Annotated in this window: 16 protein-coding genes and 1 pseudogene; 12 read left to right on the forward strand and 5 right to left on the reverse strand. The window is 62.7% G+C overall.

Annotated elements, in window-relative coordinates; translation table 11 throughout:
- Positions 1-253 precede the first annotated feature (253 nt).
- Positions 254-736: a phosphohistidine phosphatase SixA gene (sixA, locus tag ACJ8IN_RS14120; RefSeq protein WP_308325933.1), complete on the forward strand. Its 483-nt coding sequence runs from the start codon at positions 254-256 to the stop codon at positions 734-736.
- A 67-nt stretch (positions 737-803) separates the two neighbouring features.
- Here sixA and smrB read toward each other — a convergent pair whose 3' ends face one another.
- Entirely contained in the window at positions 804-1334 is a 531-nt protein-coding gene (smrB, locus tag ACJ8IN_RS14125) for an endonuclease SmrB (RefSeq protein ID WP_033635388.1), read from the reverse strand.
- 170 nt (positions 1335-1504) lie between these two features.
- Here smrB and prmB point away from each other — a divergent pair, with 170 nt between their 5' ends.
- The 6 genes from prmB to ACJ8IN_RS14155 all read left to right on the forward strand — a co-directional run bounded on the left by prmB (position 1505) and on the right by ACJ8IN_RS14155 (position 6183).
- The gene (gene prmB, locus ACJ8IN_RS14130) at positions 1505-2437 is read left to right on the forward strand and encodes a 50S ribosomal protein L3 N(5)-glutamine methyltransferase (RefSeq protein ID WP_028127753.1); all 933 of its coding nucleotides are present in this window, start codon (positions 1505-1507) and stop codon (positions 2435-2437) included.
- A gap of 65 nt (positions 2438-2502) precedes the next feature.
- The gene (gene aroC / locus ACJ8IN_RS14135; protein WP_060430723.1) at positions 2503-3588 is read left to right on the forward strand and encodes a chorismate synthase; all 1086 of its coding nucleotides are present in this window, start codon (positions 2503-2505) and stop codon (positions 3586-3588) included.
- A 5-nt stretch (positions 3589-3593) separates the two neighbouring features.
- Positions 3594-4421 carry a penicillin-insensitive murein endopeptidase gene (gene mepA / locus ACJ8IN_RS14140; protein WP_039564926.1) on the forward strand — a complete coding sequence of 276 codons (828 nt, stop codon included), beginning with the start codon at positions 3594-3596 and terminating at the stop codon, positions 4419-4421.
- Between the two features lie 3 nt (positions 4422-4424).
- Entirely contained in the window at positions 4425-5231 is an 807-nt protein-coding gene (locus ACJ8IN_RS14145) for a sulfite exporter TauE/SafE family protein (RefSeq protein ID WP_016926853.1), read from the forward strand.
- A gap of 89 nt (positions 5232-5320) precedes the next feature.
- Entirely contained in the window at positions 5321-5869 is a 549-nt protein-coding gene (locus ACJ8IN_RS14150; RefSeq protein ID WP_162215436.1) for an elongation factor P hydroxylase, read from the forward strand.
- A 32-nt stretch (positions 5870-5901) separates the two neighbouring features.
- Positions 5902-6183 (forward strand): YfcL family protein, encoded by a 282-nt coding sequence (locus ACJ8IN_RS14155; RefSeq protein WP_016926855.1) that lies wholly within the window; start codon positions 5902-5904, stop codon positions 6181-6183.
- A 41-nt stretch (positions 6184-6224) separates the two neighbouring features.
- Here the strand turns inward: ACJ8IN_RS14155 and mnmC are convergent, their stop codons facing one another.
- Complete coding sequence (mnmC, locus tag ACJ8IN_RS14160; protein ID WP_308325932.1) at positions 6225-8246, reverse strand: bifunctional tRNA (5-methylaminomethyl-2-thiouridine)(34)-methyltransferase MnmD/FAD-dependent 5-carboxymethylaminomethyl-2-thiouridine(34) oxidoreductase MnmC; 2022 nt, start codon at positions 8244-8246, stop codon at positions 6225-6227.
- 170 nt (positions 8247-8416) lie between these two features.
- Here mnmC and fabB point away from each other — a divergent pair, with 170 nt between their 5' ends.
- Positions 8417-9637: a beta-ketoacyl-ACP synthase I gene (fabB, locus tag ACJ8IN_RS14165; RefSeq protein WP_039564934.1), complete on the forward strand. Its 1221-nt coding sequence runs from the start codon at positions 8417-8419 to the stop codon at positions 9635-9637.
- Positions 9638-9849: 212 nt separating this feature from the next.
- Entirely contained in the window at positions 9850-10071 is a 222-nt protein-coding gene (locus ACJ8IN_RS14170) for a hypothetical protein (protein WP_004936201.1), read from the forward strand.
- 62 nt (positions 10072-10133) lie between these two features.
- On the opposite strand, the gene apbE is transcribed toward ACJ8IN_RS14170, so the two are convergent.
- Positions 10134-11165 (reverse strand): FAD:protein FMN transferase ApbE, encoded by a 1032-nt coding sequence (gene apbE / locus ACJ8IN_RS14175; protein ID WP_060427578.1) that lies wholly within the window; start codon positions 11163-11165, stop codon positions 10134-10136.
- A 154-nt stretch (positions 11166-11319) separates the two neighbouring features.
- Here apbE and ACJ8IN_RS14180 point away from each other — a divergent pair, with 154 nt between their 5' ends.
- Positions 11320-12432 carry an SLC13 family permease gene (locus ACJ8IN_RS14180; protein ID WP_060427576.1) on the forward strand — a complete coding sequence of 371 codons (1113 nt, stop codon included), beginning with the start codon at positions 11320-11322 and terminating at the stop codon, positions 12430-12432.
- Here ACJ8IN_RS14180 and pepT read toward each other — a convergent pair.
- Positions 12429-13681: pseudogene (gene pepT / locus ACJ8IN_RS14185) on the reverse strand (peptidase T). The gene ACJ8IN_RS14180 and the pseudogene pepT sit on opposite strands and share 4 nt — an antisense overlap.
- A 217-nt stretch (positions 13682-13898) precedes the next feature.
- Here pepT and ACJ8IN_RS14190 point away from each other — a divergent pair.
- On the forward strand, positions 13899-14795 hold the full coding sequence (locus tag ACJ8IN_RS14190) for an endonuclease/exonuclease/phosphatase family protein (RefSeq protein WP_308325930.1): 897 nt from the start codon (positions 13899-13901) through the stop codon (positions 14793-14795).
- A gap of 27 nt (positions 14796-14822) precedes the next feature.
- Here ACJ8IN_RS14190 and pdxR read toward each other — a convergent pair whose 3' ends face one another.
- A complete protein-coding gene (gene pdxR / locus ACJ8IN_RS14195) occupies positions 14823-16256 on the reverse strand; it encodes a MocR-like pyridoxine biosynthesis transcription factor PdxR (RefSeq protein WP_197847010.1) in 1434 nt (477 codons plus the stop codon).
- Between the two features lie 93 nt (positions 16257-16349).
- On the opposite strand from pdxR, the gene ACJ8IN_RS14200 reads away from it, so the two are divergent.
- Positions 16350-16802 (forward strand): rhodanese-like domain-containing protein, encoded by a 453-nt coding sequence (locus tag ACJ8IN_RS14200; protein WP_308325929.1) that lies wholly within the window; start codon positions 16350-16352, stop codon positions 16800-16802.
- Positions 16803-16804: the final 2 nt, after the last annotated feature.

The raw sequence follows: 16804 nt of genomic DNA on the forward strand, positions 1-16804 counted from the left end.
TAAATTTCATGGCGGAAAGGTTAAAATTTAATCCGTTGAATTGATTGTTCTGTGAGCAATCGAGGTTTGCCCGGGGAGGATTGCTGTAAAAAACAGCGTTTTCTTTAGGCAAACTTTCAGGCAAAATGCCCGGCCGCCATAAAGAGACGGCGCGTTATCGTTTTAAAGCTTTGGCTTTGGGTTGTAAAACTCGGCGGTACAGCACGCACGGCGTTTCTGTATAGCGTTACTTTGTCAACAACAGCGGTGCAATATGCAAGTTTTGATTATGCGTCACGGAGAGGCGGCGCTCGAGGCAGCCAGCGATGCGGTAAGGCCCCTTACCCTGTGCGGCCGCGACGAGTCCCGTCAGATGGCGGCCTGGTTGAACACCAAGTCTGTGGATATTGAACGCGTGCTGGTCAGCCCCTATCTGCGGGCCGAACAGACGCTGGCGACGGTGCGTGAAGCCTTGACGCTGCCGGAGGGCGAAGAAGTGCTGCCCGAGCTGACGCCGGGCGGCAACGCCGAACAGGTCGGCAGCTATCTGCAGGCGCTGGCGATACAAGGGGTGAGCTCGGTGCTGATCGTGTCGCACCTGCCGCTGGTGGGCTATCTGGTGGCCGAACTGTGCCCGGGCGAGTGCCCGCCGATGTTCGCGACCTCGGCGATTGCCAACGTCGATCTGCCGGCGGACGGCAGCTACGGCAAGTTTGAATGGCAGGTCAGCCCGTCGCAGGTGATGGCCAAAGTGTGAACCGCGGATGCGGTGCGGAATAAACTCAGGGCGATGTCTGACATCGCCCTGAGTCGTTTCTGCGGGGCTACTCGGCCAGCTCCACCAACAGCAGGATGGCGGCGTTGCCGCCCCATTCCTTCGGCGCCTGATGAAACGCCAGCACGTCGGGATGCTGCGCCAGCCACAGCGGCGTTTGCTGTTTGAGAATGTGCTTGCCGTGCCCGTGCATCACGCAGGCGCAGTGCACGTGTTCGCGTTTGCAGGCGGCGATCAGCGCCCCCAGTTCCTGCTTGGCCTGCAGCTGGGTCAGGCCGTGCAAATCGAGAAACAGCTCCGGCGAGTAATCGCCGCGTCGCAGCTTCTTCAGTTCATACGGGCTGCTGCCGGGGCGCACGTAGCGCGTCGGGCCTTCTTCTTCCAGCTGCGGCTGGTATTCATCTGAAAAATAATAGCTGGCATCGACCTGCTCCTGCAGCAGCCGCTGCGGGGCAATCTGTTTGACCTTGGGTTTCGGCGGGCGGTGGACGATGGTGTCCTGGCGCAGCTTTTTCGCGCCCGCCACCGACTCTCTGAAGAGCTGTTGTTCGTCTTGGCTCAGAGGGGGCTTGTTCTTCATGCTTCATTCACCGGAAATCGTTTATTTCGCTAGTTTACCTTGTGAATGAGCGCTGTCGACGCAAAACTCGGGCCAGAGTGAAAAGCGCGAGGGGCAAGCGTGATTTGTCGCGGGCTTCATGGCAAACTATGCGGCTAAATCATGAAACACAGCGCCTGCCGGAGGGCAAATTGGACAAAATTTTCGTCGACGAAGCAGTGAACGAACTGCACACCATTCAAGATATGCTGCGCTGGACGGTAAGCCGCTTCAACGCCGCCAATATCTATTATGGTCACGGAACCGATAATCCGTGGGACGAAGCGGTGCAATTGGTGCTGCCAAGCCTGTTCCTGCCGTTGGACATTCCGGAGGACATGCACACCGCCCGTCTGACCTCCAGCGAGCGCCATCGCATCGTTGAGCGCGTGATCCGCCGCGTCAACGAGCGCATCCCGGTCGCCTACCTGACCAACAAGGCCTGGTTCTGCGGCATGGAATTCTACGTCGACGAGCGCGTGCTGGTGCCGCGTTCGCCGATCGGCGAGCTGATCAACGATCGCTTCAGCGCGCTGATCCCGCACCCGCCGCGCCATATCCTCGACATGTGCACCGGCAGCGGCTGTATCGCCATCGCCTGCGGCTACGCTTTCCCGGAAGCGGAAGTGGACGCGGTGGACATCTCCAGCGAGGTGCTGGCGGTGACCGAGCGCAACATTCAGGCGCACGGCGTCGAACACCAGGTGATCCCGATCCGTTCCGATCTGTTCCGCGACGTTCCCGCGATCCAGTACGATCTGATCGTCACCAACCCGCCGTACGTCGATGCGGAAGACATGTCCGATCTGCCGCAGGAGTTCCGCTTTGAGCCGGAGCTGGGCCTGGCGGCGGGCAGCGACGGCCTGAAGCTGGTGCGCCGCATCCTGGCCTGCGCGCCGGACTACCTGACCGACGACGGCGTGCTGATTTGTGAAGTGGGCAACAGCATGGTACACCTGATGGAACAATATCCGGATATTCCGTTCACCTGGCTGGAGTTCGAAAACGGCGGTGACGGCGTGTTCATGCTGACCAAGCAGCAACTGGTGGATTGCAAGGAACACTTCAGCCTCTATCGCAGCTAAGCCGCATTTTCAAGGCCCGCACGGCGGGCCTCATAACGATAAAAGACTAACGGTAAGGAGCCGTGATGGCAGGAAACAGTATTGGGCAGATTTTCCGCGTCACCACCTTCGGTGAATCTCACGGGGTGGCGCTGGGTTGTATTGTCGACGGCGTGCCGCCCGGCATCCCGCTCACCGAAGCCGATTTGCAACACGATCTGGATCGCCGTCGTCCGGGCACCTCGCGTTACACCACCCAGCGTCGCGAACCGGATCAGGTGCGCATTCTCTCCGGCGTATTCGAAGGCGTGACCACCGGCACCAGCATCGGCTTGATCATTGAGAACACCGATCAGCGTTCGCAAGACTACAGCGCTATCAAAGACGTGTTCCGTCCGGGGCATGCCGACTACACCTACGAACAGAAATACGGCCTGCGCGATTACCGCGGCGGCGGCCGCTCTTCGGCGCGTGAAACCGCCATGCGCGTTGCGGCGGGCGCTATCGCCAAGAAATACCTGCAGCAGAAGTTCGGCGTGCAGGTGCGCGGCTATCTGGCGCAGATCGGTGACGTGACCTGCGAGCTGAAAGATTGGAATCAGGTTGAGCAGAATCCGTTCTTCTGCCCGGATCCGGACAAGCTGGAAGCGCTGGACGAACTGATGCGCGCGCTGAAAAAAGAGGGCGACTCCATCGGCGCCAAGGTCAGCGTGATTGCTGAAAATGTGCCGGTTGGCCTGGGCGAGCCGGTGTTTGACCGCCTCGACGCCGATCTGGCGCACGCGCTGATGAGCATCAACGCGGTGAAAGGCGTGGAGATCGGCGACGGGTTTGCCGTGGTGACCAAGCGCGGCAGCGAAAACCGCGATGAAATCACCCCGGAAGGCTTCCAGAGCAACCATGCCGGCGGCATTCTCGGCGGTATCAGCAGCGGCCAATCGGTGGTGGCGCATCTGGCGCTGAAGCCGACCTCCAGCATCATGGTGCCGGGCCGCACCATCAATCGCCAGGGCGAAGCGGTGGAAATGGTCACCCGCGGCCGCCACGATCCGTGCGTGGGTATCCGCGCCGTGCCGATCGCCGAAGCGATGATGGCGATCGTGCTGATGGATCACCTGCTGCGCCAGCGTGCGCAAAACGGTGATGTGGTTTCCGACGTGCCGCGCTGGTAATCGCCATGAAAAACTGGATGTTGGGCCTGGTGGCCCTGACGGCCTCCGCCTCCGCCATGGCGCTGACGCCGTGGCAGAAAATCGATCATCCGGTGGCCGGCGCGCCGCAGGCGGTGGGCGGTTTCGCCAACGGCTGCGTTATCGGCGCCCAGCCGTTGCCGCTGAACTCACCGAACTACCAGGTGATGCGTACCGACCAGCGCCGTTATTTCGGCCACCCGGATCTGTTGGCGTTCATTCAGCGCCTCAGCAGCCAGGCGAATCAGAAAGCGCTGGGCACGGTGCTGATCGGCGATATGGCGATGCCGGCCGGCGGGCGCTTCAGCAGCGGCCACGCCAGCCACCAGTCGGGGCTCGACGTTGACATCTGGCTGCAGCTGCCGCGCCAACGCTGGAGCGCGCAGCAATTGCTGAAGCCGCAGCCGATCGATCTGGTGTCAAGTGACGGCAAGCAGGTAGTGGCGCGCCAATGGCAGCCGCAGATCGAGTCGCTGATCAAGCTGGCGGCGCAGGATGCGGACGTGACGCGCATCTTCGTCAATCCGGCCATCAAACAGCGTCTGTGTCTGGATGCCGGCGCCGATCGCGCCTGGTTGCACAAGGTGCGGCCGTGGTTCGGTCACCGCGCGCACATGCACGTGCGCCTGCGTTGCCCGGCGGGCAGCCTTGAATGTAAAGAGCAGGATACGCCGCCGCCGGGCGACGGCTGCGGCGCCGAACTGGCGAGCTGGTTCGTGCCGCATCAACCGAACGCCAAACCGGGTAAACCGGTGCCGCCGCCGTTACCGCCGACCTGTCAGGCATTGCTGGATCACCATTTCTCAGCGGAATAACACATGGACTGGTTTGTCATCGGCCCCGAGATGCTCGGGGTGTTGTTTGCGGTAGCGCTGCTGGCGGGGTTTATCGACTCCATCGCCGGCGGCGGCGGGCTGCTGACGGTGCCGGCCCTGCTGGCGGTGGGGGTTCCCCCGGCCCAGGCGCTGGCGACCAACAAACTGCAGTCGGTCGGCGGTTCCTTCTCCGCCAGCCTGTACTTTATTCGTCGGCGGGCGGTGAACCTCAACGACCAGAAGCTGACGATCTTTCTGACGCTGATCGGTTCGATCGCCGGCGCCATTCTGGTGCAGCATATGCGCGCCGATTTGCTGCGGCAGATGTTGCCGCTGCTGGTGATCGGCATCGGCCTCTACTTCCTGCTGATGCCGCGGCTGGGTGAGGAAGATCGTCAACGCCGTCTCGGCGCCTTGCCGTTCGGGCTGGTGGCCGGCGGCTGCGTCGGGTTTTACGACGGCTTCTTCGGCCCCGGCGCCGGATCGTTTTACGCGCTGGCCTATGTGACGCTGTGCGGTTTCAACCTTGCCAAGTCCACGGCGCACGCCAAGGTGCTTAACTTCACCTCCAACGTCGGCGGGTTGGCGCTGTTCATCATCGGCGGCAAGGTGGTGTGGAGCATCGGTCTGGTGATGCTGGTGGGGCAGGTGCTGGGGGCGCGTTTGGGCGCCCACATGGTGCTGACCCGCGGGCAGAAGCTGATTCGGCCGATGATCGTGATCGTCTCGCTGGTGATGAGCCTCAAGCTGCTGTACGACAATCACGGCGCGGAAATTCAGCAGTGGTTGACCGCCCTGATGCACGGCTAAAGATGAAAAGTGGGCGCGGCTTACGCGCCCTGTCTTATCGGGTATAATGGCCTCTTTATTTTTGTGGTTATAGAGTTTTTATGTCAGACATGCAGACCCGTCATCGCTATGAACAGCTGATCGAGATCTTCAATCAGTGCTTCAGCGATGACTACAACACCCGCCTGGTGAAGGGCGACGACGAGCCGATCTACCTGCCGGCCGACGACGAACTGCCGTATCACCGCATCGTGTTTGCCCATGGTTTCTACGCCAGCGGCCTGCACGAAATTTCGCACTGGTGCATCGCCGGCGAGGCGCGCCGCCAGCTGGTGGACTTCGGTTACTGGTATTGCCCGGACGGGCGCGACGCGCAAACCCAGAGTGAATTCGAAGCGGTAGAGATCAAACCGCAGGCGCTGGAATGGATGTTCTGCGTGGCGGCCGGTTTCCCGTTCAACGTCAGCTGCGACAACCTGAACGGCGACTGTGAGCCGGATCGCATCGCGTTCCAGCGCAAGGTGCGCGCCCGGGTATTGGCGCTGCTGGAGCAGGGAATACCCACACGGCCTGCGCGCTTTATTCAGGCGTTGCAATCGTTCTACAATACGCCACCGTTGGCGGCCGAGCATTTTCCGTACCCGGAAGATCTCAACTGACGCCACAGCCCGTTATTTAATGAGGAAATTTGATGATCGCAGAATTCGAAGCGCGCATTTTGGCGCTGATTGATGACATGGTAGAGCACGCCAGCGATGATGAACTGTTTGCCGGTGGCTACCTGCGCGGTCATCTGACGCTGGCGGTGGCCGAAGCGGAAGAGCAGGGCGAGCACACTGCCGAAGCGCTGAAAGCGCGGGTGGAAGAGAGCCTGCACAAAGCGATCGCCGCCGGGGAACTCTCGCCGCCGGATCAGATCCTGGTGCGCGGCATGTGGGAAAACCTTTATCAGGCCGCTACCCCTGCCGCCTGACCGCCATGCCGGGGCGCGCTGCCGCGCCCCTCGTTCATGAATTAAACCGCACGTCCTTTCAGCAGCTTCCGCACCCACATCCGATTTGGATTCAACGCCGCCAGCAGGCGCGCATCGCCCGGCAGCGGTTCGCCGAACAGCTGCGCCGCCAGAATTTCCGCCGCCAGCGGCGCCGAGCACAACCCGCGCGATCCCAACCCGCCGATAGCGAACAGGCCGGGATAAACCGGCGCATCGGCGACGGTTTCGCCGCGCTGGTTTCGCCGCTGCAAATCCTGATACTGCGTCACCGTGGCTTGATAGTCCGGCAGCGCGCCGACCATCGGCAGATGATCGCGGGTGGCGCTGCGCACGCCGCAGCGCGCCTGATGAGCGCTGACGTCCACCTGCTGCGGCCAGGCCTGCTCCGGCAGGCAGCGCAGCAGGCGCTCGCGGTTCTCTTGTTGCTCCTGCTCGCGGTAGTCGGTGGCAGTGTCGCCGCGCTGGTAGCTGGCGCCGATGCAGTGCTGGCCGTTGTTGGCGTTGACCGGCGTCAGGTAGCCGTCGTAGCACAACACCTGCTTCAGTTGACCGAGGGCCGGCGAGGTTGGGATGTGCGACACCTGCCCGCGCACCGCATACAGCGGCAGGGCTTGCGTCGGCGCCAGCTCGGCCAACCGGTGGCCGTTGGCCAGGATCACCGTCGCATGGCGGCGGCTTTCGCCGTGGGCGAAATCGATGCGCCAGCCGTTTTCTTCACGCGCCAGCGCCAGCGCATCGTGCCGGTAGCGGCAGACCAGACCCTGTCGCTGCGCCAGCGCGATAGCGCCGCGCGTCAGCTCGGCCGGGCAGAGCCAGCCGCCCTGCGGGTAGGTGATGCCGCCAAAGCCGGTATCGACGCCGCACAGTTCGCTGAGCGTTTCGCGGTCGGCTGCCGCCGCCAAGGCCTGCGGCCAGTCGGTTTTCAGCATATTGGCGATCTTGGCGCCGCTCTTTTCGTCGTAGGCCAGCTGGCTGACGCCGCACCACTGGTGATCAAAGGCGACGCCTTGTTGCAACAGGGCATCGTATTGGCGGTGGGCGAAAGGAAACGCGGCGCTGAAGAAACTCTCCAGCGCGTCGCCGCTGCCGTTCAGCAGGGGGTAAATCGCCCCCTGACGATTGCCGGATGCGCCCTCGGCCGGCTGCTCGTCGGCGCAGTACAGCGTGACGGTGGCGCCGCGCCGCAATAGGGCCAACGCGGTGAGCGCGCTGGCGACGCCGCCGCCGATCAGAGCGATGTCGGCGGTGTTGTCCGCCGCCGGACGCCGATACCAGGGCGCCGGGTGGGGCGTGGGCTGCGCATCGGCCGGCAGACAGCCGGCGAGCATCTCACGCTTTTGGCCGAAGCCTTTGCAACGGTTGACCTGAAAACCGGCCTGCTGCAAGCCGCGGCGCACGAAGCCGGCGGCGGTAAAGGTGGCGAAGCTGCCTTCCGGCCGGGCGAAACGTGCCATGGCGGCGAACAGTTGCTCGGTCCACATGTCGGGATTTTTGGCCGGTGCGAAGCCGTCGAGGAACCAGGCGTCGACCTGGTTATTCATGCTGGCGTCGAACTGCGGCAGCAGTTCGTTGACGTCGCCGAACCACAGATCGAGCGTAATGCGGCCTTCGGCCAACAGCAGGCGATGGCAGCCCGGCAGCGGCAGCGGCCATTGGGCGCGCAGCTCGTCGGCATAGGGAGCCAGCTCCGGCCAGCGCGCATGCGCCGCCGCCAGATCGGCCTGCTGCAGGGGGAATTTCTCGAAGCTGATAAAGTGCAGGCGTTGCAGCGCGGCGTCCGGCTCGGCCTGGCGGAAGCCCGCGAAGGCCTGCCACAGCGTAAGGAAATTGAGCCCGGTGCCGAAGCCGGTTTCCGCCACCACCAGCAGCGGGCGCGGGTGAGTGGCGAAACGCTGCGGCAGCCGGTTGCCGTGCAGAAAGACATAGCGGGTTTCTTCCAGCCCATCCTGATTGGAAAAATAGACGTCATCAAACTGTTTCGAAACAGGTGTACCCTGTTCGTTCCAGGTTAGCGTTGCGGTTTGGATGGGGGCGTGGTTCACGGTCAATAGCTCGAAATTCAAGGGATGCCGCGAATTCTAACGGCGCTGGCGCCCTGGCGCAAACTGGACAACAATAAAGCTGAAAAACGCTGATCGGACTTGTTCGGCTTACATCTGTACGCTAAAGTGCGATGCAAAATCCCGTAGGTAAATAGTGGAAGAGGTATTGAATGAAACGTGCAGTGATTACTGGCCTGGGAGTTGTCTCCAGCATTGGTAATAACCAGCAGGAGGTCCTGGCGAGCCTGCAGGAAGGACGTTCTGGGATCACTTTCTCCCAGGAGCTGAAAGATTCCGGCATGCGTAGTCACGTATGGGGGCAAGTTAAGCTCGACACGACCGGCCTGATCGACCGCAAGGTGGTGCGTTTCATGAGCGATGCTTCCATCTATGCCTTCCTGGCGATGCAAGAAGCGATCGCTTCTTCCGGCCTGAAGGAAGAAGAGTATCAAAACAACCCGCGCGTGGGCCTGATCGCCGGTTCCGGCGGTGGTTCTCCGCGCTTCCAGGTGTTCGGCGCCGATGCGATGCGCAGCCCGCGCGGCCTGAAAGCGGTTGGCCCATACGTGGTCACCAAAGCTATGGCTTCCGGCGTTTCCGCCTGCCTGGCGACGCCGTTCAAAATCCACGGCGTGAACTACTCCATCAGCTCCGCTTGCGCGACCTCCGCACACTGCATCGGTAACGCGGTTGAGCAAATCCAGCTGGGCAAACAGGACATCGTGTTCGCCGGCGGCGGCGAAGAGCTGTGCTGGGAAATGGCCTGCGAGTTCGACGCGATGGGCGCGCTGTCCACCAAGTACAACGACACGCCGGAAAAAGCCTCCCGTACTTACGACGCCGATCGTGACGGTTTCGTCATCGCCGGCGGCGGCGGTATGGTGGTGGTTGAAGAACTGGAACACGCGCTGGCGCGCGGTGCGCACATCTACGCGGAAATCGTTGGCTACGGCGCAACGTCTGACGGCGCCGACATGGTAGCGCCATCGGGCGAAGGCGCGGTGCGCTGCATGAAGATGGCGATGCAGGATCTGGATGCGCCGATCGACTACATCAACGTGCACGGCACCTCCACGCCGGTGGGCGACGTGAAAGAGCTGGGCGCGATTCGCGAAGTGTTCGGCGACAATACCCCGGCTATCTCCTCCACCAAGGCGATGACCGGTCACTCGCTGGGCGCCGCAGGCGTGCAGGAAGCGATCTACAGCCTGCTGATGCTGGAGCACGGCTTTATCGCGCCGAGCATCAACATCGAAACCCTGGATGAGCAGGCGGCCGGCATGAACATCGTGACTCAGCCGACTCAGCGCGAGCTGACCACCGTGATGTCCAACAGCTTCGGCTTCGGCGGCACCAACGCCACCCTGGTGATGCGCAAACTGGCGAAATAATCCCGCCTGAGTCTCACCTCGCTATCAAGCCCGCGTTTTCGCGGGCTTTTTACTAGCCGAAGCCCGCCGGCCGGGCGCTCGGAGTTTTCCCAAATCACATCCCCTGACACATCATTACCTCGCCATTACACGCGTTGGGCATACAATAGCCGGGTAGCGTGATTATCGCTCGGCGTAGTTTTCCAAAGTGATCGAACATTGAGGCACGAAGTATGAAAAAGTTAATTGCGGTTGGGTTACTGTCGGCCGTGTTGGCCGGATGCGCCACCGATTCTCCCTGCGTGCCGGTCTACGATGACCAGGGGCGCCTGGTGCACACCAACACCTGCATGAAGGGCACCACTCAGGATAACTGGGAAACCGCGGGTGCGATCGCCGGCGGCGCGGCGGCGGTTGCCGGCCTGACTCTCGGCATCATCGCGCTGACCAAGTGATCGGCGCAGCGCCTGCGGGCGCATGCAACCAGCCCGGCCATCGCGCGCCGGGCTTTTTTATTTCACTGCACCAAAAACGCCTTGAACTGCGGCGTCATCACGGCGCTGAAACCATCGTCGGTTTTGCTGATCAGGTAGACCGCCAGCCCTTTCTCTTCGGCAAGTTTCAAGGCTTTCTCCGTGCCCAGCACCATCAGGCCGGTATCCCAGCCGTCGGCCTCGAGCGCGGTGGGGGCGATCACCGTGGCGGAAACCAGGCGGTGGTTGATCGGCCTGCCGGTGGTCGGATCGATGACATGGGAGTAGCGCTGGCCGTTTTGTTCGAAGTAGTTGCGGTAGCTGCCGGCGGTGCTGATGCCGTAACCGTGCAGATCCACCAGCGCCTGCACCGCATTTTCACGGTCGGTCGGCTTTTGGATTGCCACCCGCCAGGGTTTGCCCTGGCCGTTGACGCCGCGTGAAGAGACCGCGCCGCCGACCGATACCAGGTAGTTGGTAATGCCGTTGCGGTTCATCAGGCGCACCAGTTCATCGGCGCCGTAGCCTTCGCCCAGCGTCGAGAGATCGACGTACATATCCGGCAGATCTTTTTGCAGCCACTCCCCGCGATTGTCGCTGATCAGCTTCAGGTGCTGCAGGCCGGTGCGCTGCTTCGCCGCGTCGATCTGCGCCTGTTCCGGCACTTTGACCGGGTGCTTGTCGGGGCCGAACCCCCACAGGTTCACCAGTGGGCCGACGGTGATGTCCATGGCGCCGCCGGTATCGCGGCCGATGCGCTGGGCCATCAGCACGATGTCTGCCATGCCGCGCGGGATCAGCTGCGGTTCGAGGCCGGCGCTGCGGTTAAACCGCGACAGCACCGATCCGGCGCGGTAGGTGGAGATATCGTCGTTGGCCCGTTCTAGCACCGCGTCGATCTGCCGCTGCAGTTCTTGCTTGCCGATCGCGACGTCACCGCTGACTTTAACGCTGTAGAAGGTGCCCATGGTCTTGCCGTCGATATCGATTTGCGGGCGGGAGGCGGCATCGTCGCAAGCGGCGAGCAGGGCGCATAAGGCGCTGAGCAACGCTCCTTTGGCGAACAGGGAAGCCATAACATGTCCTTTGAAAACGAGAAAGCCGCTACAAATAAAGTAAAGCGCGGCAAATGGAAAGCGGATAAAGGTAAAATAGCATTTTGCTGGCGTAGATGCCGCGCCTGAGCTAACGTCTCGCTCATGCTTTTCGCTGAGGTTTCAAGCTGCCACCATGAGTCCAACCGCCATTTCCCGGCTTATCCACCCCTTTGTCAAAGACCGTTTCCTGCACGTGCTGTTGCTGGCCGGCGCAGCGATGTTCGCCTTTGATCCGCAGCCGCTGGCGGCGCTGGGCGGGTTCATCGACGGCCGCACCCTCATTACTCTGCTGGGGCTGATGCTGCTGACCAAAGGCGTCGAGGTCAGCGGCTACTTCGACTTCGTTGGCCGCAAGATTATCAACCGGTTGCACAGCGAACGGCGGCTGGCACTGTTCCTGGTGTTTTCCGCCGCGCTGCTGTCGTCGTTTCTGACCAACGACGTGGCGCTGTTTATCGTCATTCCGCTCACCATCACGCTGAAAAAGCTGTCGGCGCTGCCGGTTGGCCGTTTGATCATCTTTCAGGCGCTGGCGGTGAACGCCGGTTCGCTGCTGACGCCGATCGGCAACCCGCAAAATATCCTGCTGTGGAGCCGCTCCGGCCTTTCTTTCCTCGGCTTCATCGGCCAGATGGCGCCGTTTGGCGCCGCGATGATGCTGAGCCTGCTGGCGTTGACCTGGTTCAGCTTCCCGGCGCGCGACATCGTGAAAACACCGAATACCGAGGGCTACCCCTATCAACGGCCGCTGTTGCTGAGCTGCGTGGGGCTGTATGCGATCTTCCTGCTGTGCCTGGATATCGGCCTGCCGCTGTATGGGCTGCTGGCGGTGTTCGCCGGCTTTTTGTTGCTGGCGCGCCGGGTGCTGTTGCAGATCGACTGGAGCCTGATTTTCGTGTTCGCCGCCATGTTCATCGATGTTGGCCTGTTTACCCGCCTGCCGCCGCTTCAGCCGGCGTTTGCCGCCATCGCCGGGCTGAGCGACGGTGGGGTGTATGCGTTGGGCGTTGGGCTGTCGCAGATCGTCAGCAACGTGCCGGCCACCATTTTGCTGCTCAACTATGCGCCCTCCAGCACGCAACTGGCCTATGCGGTCAATGCCGGCGGCTTCGGGTTGGCGATCGGATCGCTCGCCAACCTGATTGCGCTGCGCATGGCGGGGGAGCGCAAGATCTGGTTGCGCTTCCACTATTACTCGCTGCCGCTGCTGGCGTGGGCCGCGCTGGTCGGCTGGCTATTGAGCTAACTCTGATTACTGCTCTGCCGGGCGGCCAGCAGGCAAATGCTGCGGGTCACCTGGTAGGATTTCACGAAGGCGCTGACGGGTAAAAACTCGAAGCGCGAGTGGAAGTTATGCGCGCCGGTGAAGTAATTGGGCGTCAGGATGCCGCGGCTCGAGAGCGCCGCGCCGTCGGTGCCGCCGCGCATCGGGATCACCTTCGGCGGGATGCCGTGGGCGGCAAGGGCGCCGAAGATCAGATCGATGGCGCGCCGATCTTCGCCGATGGCGTTGCTGATGTTGCTGTAGATGTCGCTGATGCTGCAGCTGACGTTGGCGCGCGGATAGCCGGCCGCCACCTGACGCACTGTCTCCTCAAGGCGGGCTTTGCGCGCCTCGAACGCCGCGCTATCGAAGTCGCGAATCGACACCTTCAGCGTCGCCTGATTGGCATTGGCGGCCAGATCGGTGAACCAGAAATAGCCCTCGCGCCCGTCGGTGTGTTCCGGGGTATCCTGCACGTCGAAGCGGTTGATGATGTCGTTGGCGATGCGTATCGGGTTGATTAACACGTTTTTCGCCGACATCGGGTGCGCGGTCACCCCCTCGATGCGGATTTCCGCCGCCGCCGCGTTGAAATTCTCGTAAACCACTTCACCCAGTTCGCAGCAGTCGATGGTGTAGGCGAAATCGACGGGGAAACGCTGCAGATCCAGCGCCTTGGCGCCGCGCAGGCCGATCTCTTCATCCGGCACGAACGCCACCACGATATCGCCGTGGCGATCGGCGGCGGCCAGGTTGGCCAGCAGCGTCATCACCACGGTGACCGCCGCCTTGTTGTCGGCGCCCAGCACGCTGGTGCCGTCGCTGAACAGGATCTCTTCGTTGCGGTAGGGCAGGATCTCCGGGTGTTCGGCGACCCGCAGCCAGATGTCTTGCTCGGCGTTCAGGCATACATCTTCGCCGATGAAGCGCAGGCGCTGCGGGCGAATCTCGGGCGACAGGCCGACGTCCACGGTGTCGATATGGGTGATGAAGCCGATGCGCGGCGCGGCGCGCCGGGCTGGGTGCCGGGCTTGCGGGCGGTGACGGTGGCGTGGTCGTCTATCTGCACGTCGGCCAGGCCGAGCCGGCGCAGCTCTTCCGCCAGCAGCTGCGCCATTTCATGCTGCCCCGGCGTGCTGGGCAGGGCGGTTGCGGCGGCGTTGCTCTGGCTGGTGACCGCCAGGTAGCGGAAGAAACGTTCGGTAAGCTGTTCGGCAATCGGGCTGGTCATCGGAACTCCTCGCGGTTGGCAATCTACCGGTTTTAAAACGAAATCAGCCGTTTGTCCAACGGTGCAATGCGTAAACCGCCAGAATGCGAAGCATCGCGCAGAAACGAAAAATAGCGGTGCAACTAGGAAATAGTCGCAGGTTTCTGCGGCAAAATCGGTGTTAGCTGTGGGCCGGGAAGCGCCTACATAACACTTATCTGTCCCTCAAGGAGAATTCATGCACACCGGTCACGCTCTGCTTATCACCTTACTGTCCCTGGGCCTCTCTCACAGCGCCTGGGCCTCTGCCGATGCCGGCCATGCCAACAGCAACGCCAACAGCCGCGAAGTGGCCAGCGCGTTGGGTGGCCTGAAAAATAAAACCTATGAACTAGAACAGGCGCCGAAGATCCGCGTCGCCAGCTTCAATATCGCCGCCGGCAAGGTCAGCGACATGACCGCCATCGCCAAGGCAATTCGCGTGATGAACGTCGACGTGGTGGCGCTGCAAGAGGTGGATAAACTCACCGCCCGCAGCGGCCGGGTCGATCAGGCGGCGGAGCTGGCGAAGCTGACCGGCATGCAGGCGGTGTTTGGCCGGGCGATCGATCACGACGGCGGCGAATATGGCTTGGCGTTTCTCTCGAAGTATCCGCTGCACGATGCCGTGATCTATCCGCTGCCGTCCGGCCAGCGCGAACAGCGCATCGCCTTCAGCGCCAAGGTTGACGTGCCGGAGTTCCCGGCGCCGATCACGCTGTTCAACGCCCACCTCGATACCAAGGAAGATCCGACGATGCGCCTGGATCAGGTGCGGGAGCTGAACGATCGCGCCATCGAAGTACGCGGTATCAAGCTGCTGTTCGGCGATATGAACGATGTGCCGGGCAGCGTGACCTGGCTGGAGCTGAGCCGCTATTGGAACGACATCATGCCTGACGGGCAGGACGGCCGCAGTTGGCCGGCGGAAAACGCCGAGATCAAGGTGGATTACATCTTCACCGGTAACGCGCAGCGCTGGCATCTGGACAGCCTGACGGTGCCGAACGCCAGCGGCGACTGGAACGGTGTGCATTGGCCGGCGGTGAGCGACCACCTGCCGCTGGTGGCGGAGATGCGCCTGACCGAGCAATAAGCGGGTGGGCGTTCTATTGGAGCCGCGCTAAGCCACGGCGATCTGCGCCAGCCGCTCGACGGCGCTGCGGATCTCGCCCGGCGTCAGGGCCGAAAAGCCCAGCAGCCAGCCGTCGCGCTGCGCCTGCGCCGTCTGGTATTGCGCCTTCAGCCCGGGCGTGAGGATGCCGAGCCGCCGCGCCTGTCGGCTGAGCGCCGCCTCCTGGCCGGGCGGCAGCCAGACGCTGAGCTGCAGGCCGCCGGTGGCGGGAGCGGGCGTGGCGAAGTGGCCGAGTTTTTCGCGTACTTCCGCCAGCAACACATCGCGCCGGCTGCGGTAGAGCTGGCGCATGTAGCGGATATGCGCGGCGAAGTGCCCCTGGTGGATGAATTCGGCGGTGACCGCCTGCATCAGCTGCGCGCTGTGGCCGTCATACACCGTACGCGCGGTGACGAACGCTTCAACCAGCGCGGGCGGGGCGATCAGATACGCCAACCGCAGTGAAGGGAACAGCGACTTGGAGAAGGTGCCTAGGTACAGCACCCGCCCACGGCGATCCAGGCCCTGCATCGCCGGTATCGGCAGGCCGTCGTAATGAAACTCGCTGTCGTAATCGTCCTCGATGATCCAGGCCTGTTGCCGCTCTGCCAGCGCCAGCAACGCCAATCGGCGCGCCAGGCTGAGCGCGGCGCCGGTCGGGTATTGGTGTGAGGGGGTCAGATAAATCAAACGTGGGTCCGGCAAGGAGGATTCAGCACGCAGGCCGTCGCCGTCCACCGCGACCGGCGTCAGGGCGGCGCCGGCGCTGATAAAGGCGTTTCTTGCCCCGGTGTAACCCGGCTCTTCCATCCAGACGCTGTCGCCGCGGTCCAGCAGCAACGTGGCGATCAGCTGCAGCGCCTGCTGCGAACTGGTCAGCACGATAACCTGCCGTGCATCGCAGACCACGCCGCGCGTTTGGTTGACGTGGGCGGCAATCGCCTCACGCAGCGGTAAATAGCCCTGCGGGTCGCCGTAGCGCAGCAGGCTTTCTCCCTGTAGCCGCAGGCGCTGTGCGGTCAGTTGCTTCCACAAGGCCAGCGGAAACGCGCGCAGGTCCGGCGAACCGGCGGCGAACGCCTGTGGCTGCTGCGGATCGCGGCAGCCGCCGGTTTGCACGATCTGTTGGCCGCGCTGCGAAAGGCGCGGCATGCCGGAGCCGCTTGCCGGCGGCGGCGATTTGGCGATGGTAATCGCCACAAAGGTGCCCTGGCCGACGCGGCGCTGCAGATATCCCTCCGCCTCCAACTGACCGTAGGCCGCTTCGACGGTCACTCGCGAGAGGCTCAGATCGCTGGCCAGCACCCGGCTGGAAGGCAGGCGTTGCCCAACGTTCAATGCCCCTTGATGGATGGCCTGCCGCAGTGCGCCGCACAGGCGATCGCGCAGCGTGCCGGCGGTGTGGGGCGATTGCTGAAACAGCGTGACCAGCGAGTGCCGCATAATTGGCCTTATGATTTATGGAAAATGGGTATCAATCATAAGACCAAAATGAGGCACTATTGTCATCTGTCTTGATGCACGGGAGTGAGTGGTATGTCGAAAGAATCATTGGTGCTGGCTTTTCCACCGGCGGCGCCGGTAGAGAGCCTGGCTTACCTGGCGGCCAAGCTGAGCCGCTATGCGGATGCCTGGGACGTGGCGGAAGATCTGCGCAACGGTGTGGACGGGATAGTGGTGATCGACACCCGCGCAGAGGCGCTGTACGCCGCCGGGCATATCCCCGGGGCGATCAGCTTGCCGCATCGCCTGATGGATGAAGCCGGCACGGCGCAGCTGGATCGCCAAAAGGTGTATGTGACCTACTGCGACGGCATCGGCTGCAACGGTTCCACCAAAGGCGCCTACAAGCTGGCGAAGCTGGGATTCAGGGTGAAGGAGCTGATCGGCGGGCTGGATTTCTGGCTGCGCGACGGCCATCCGTTGGCCATCGGCGAACAGCCGGGATCGCTGCGCGATCGGGCGGCTGAGGACTGCGGCTGCGCCTGAGG

It is taken from the genome of Serratia sp. CY31944 (assembly GCF_052169175.1).
In the GTDB taxonomy this organism is placed as follows: Bacteria; Pseudomonadota; Gammaproteobacteria; order Enterobacterales; family Enterobacteriaceae; genus Serratia; species Serratia sarumanii.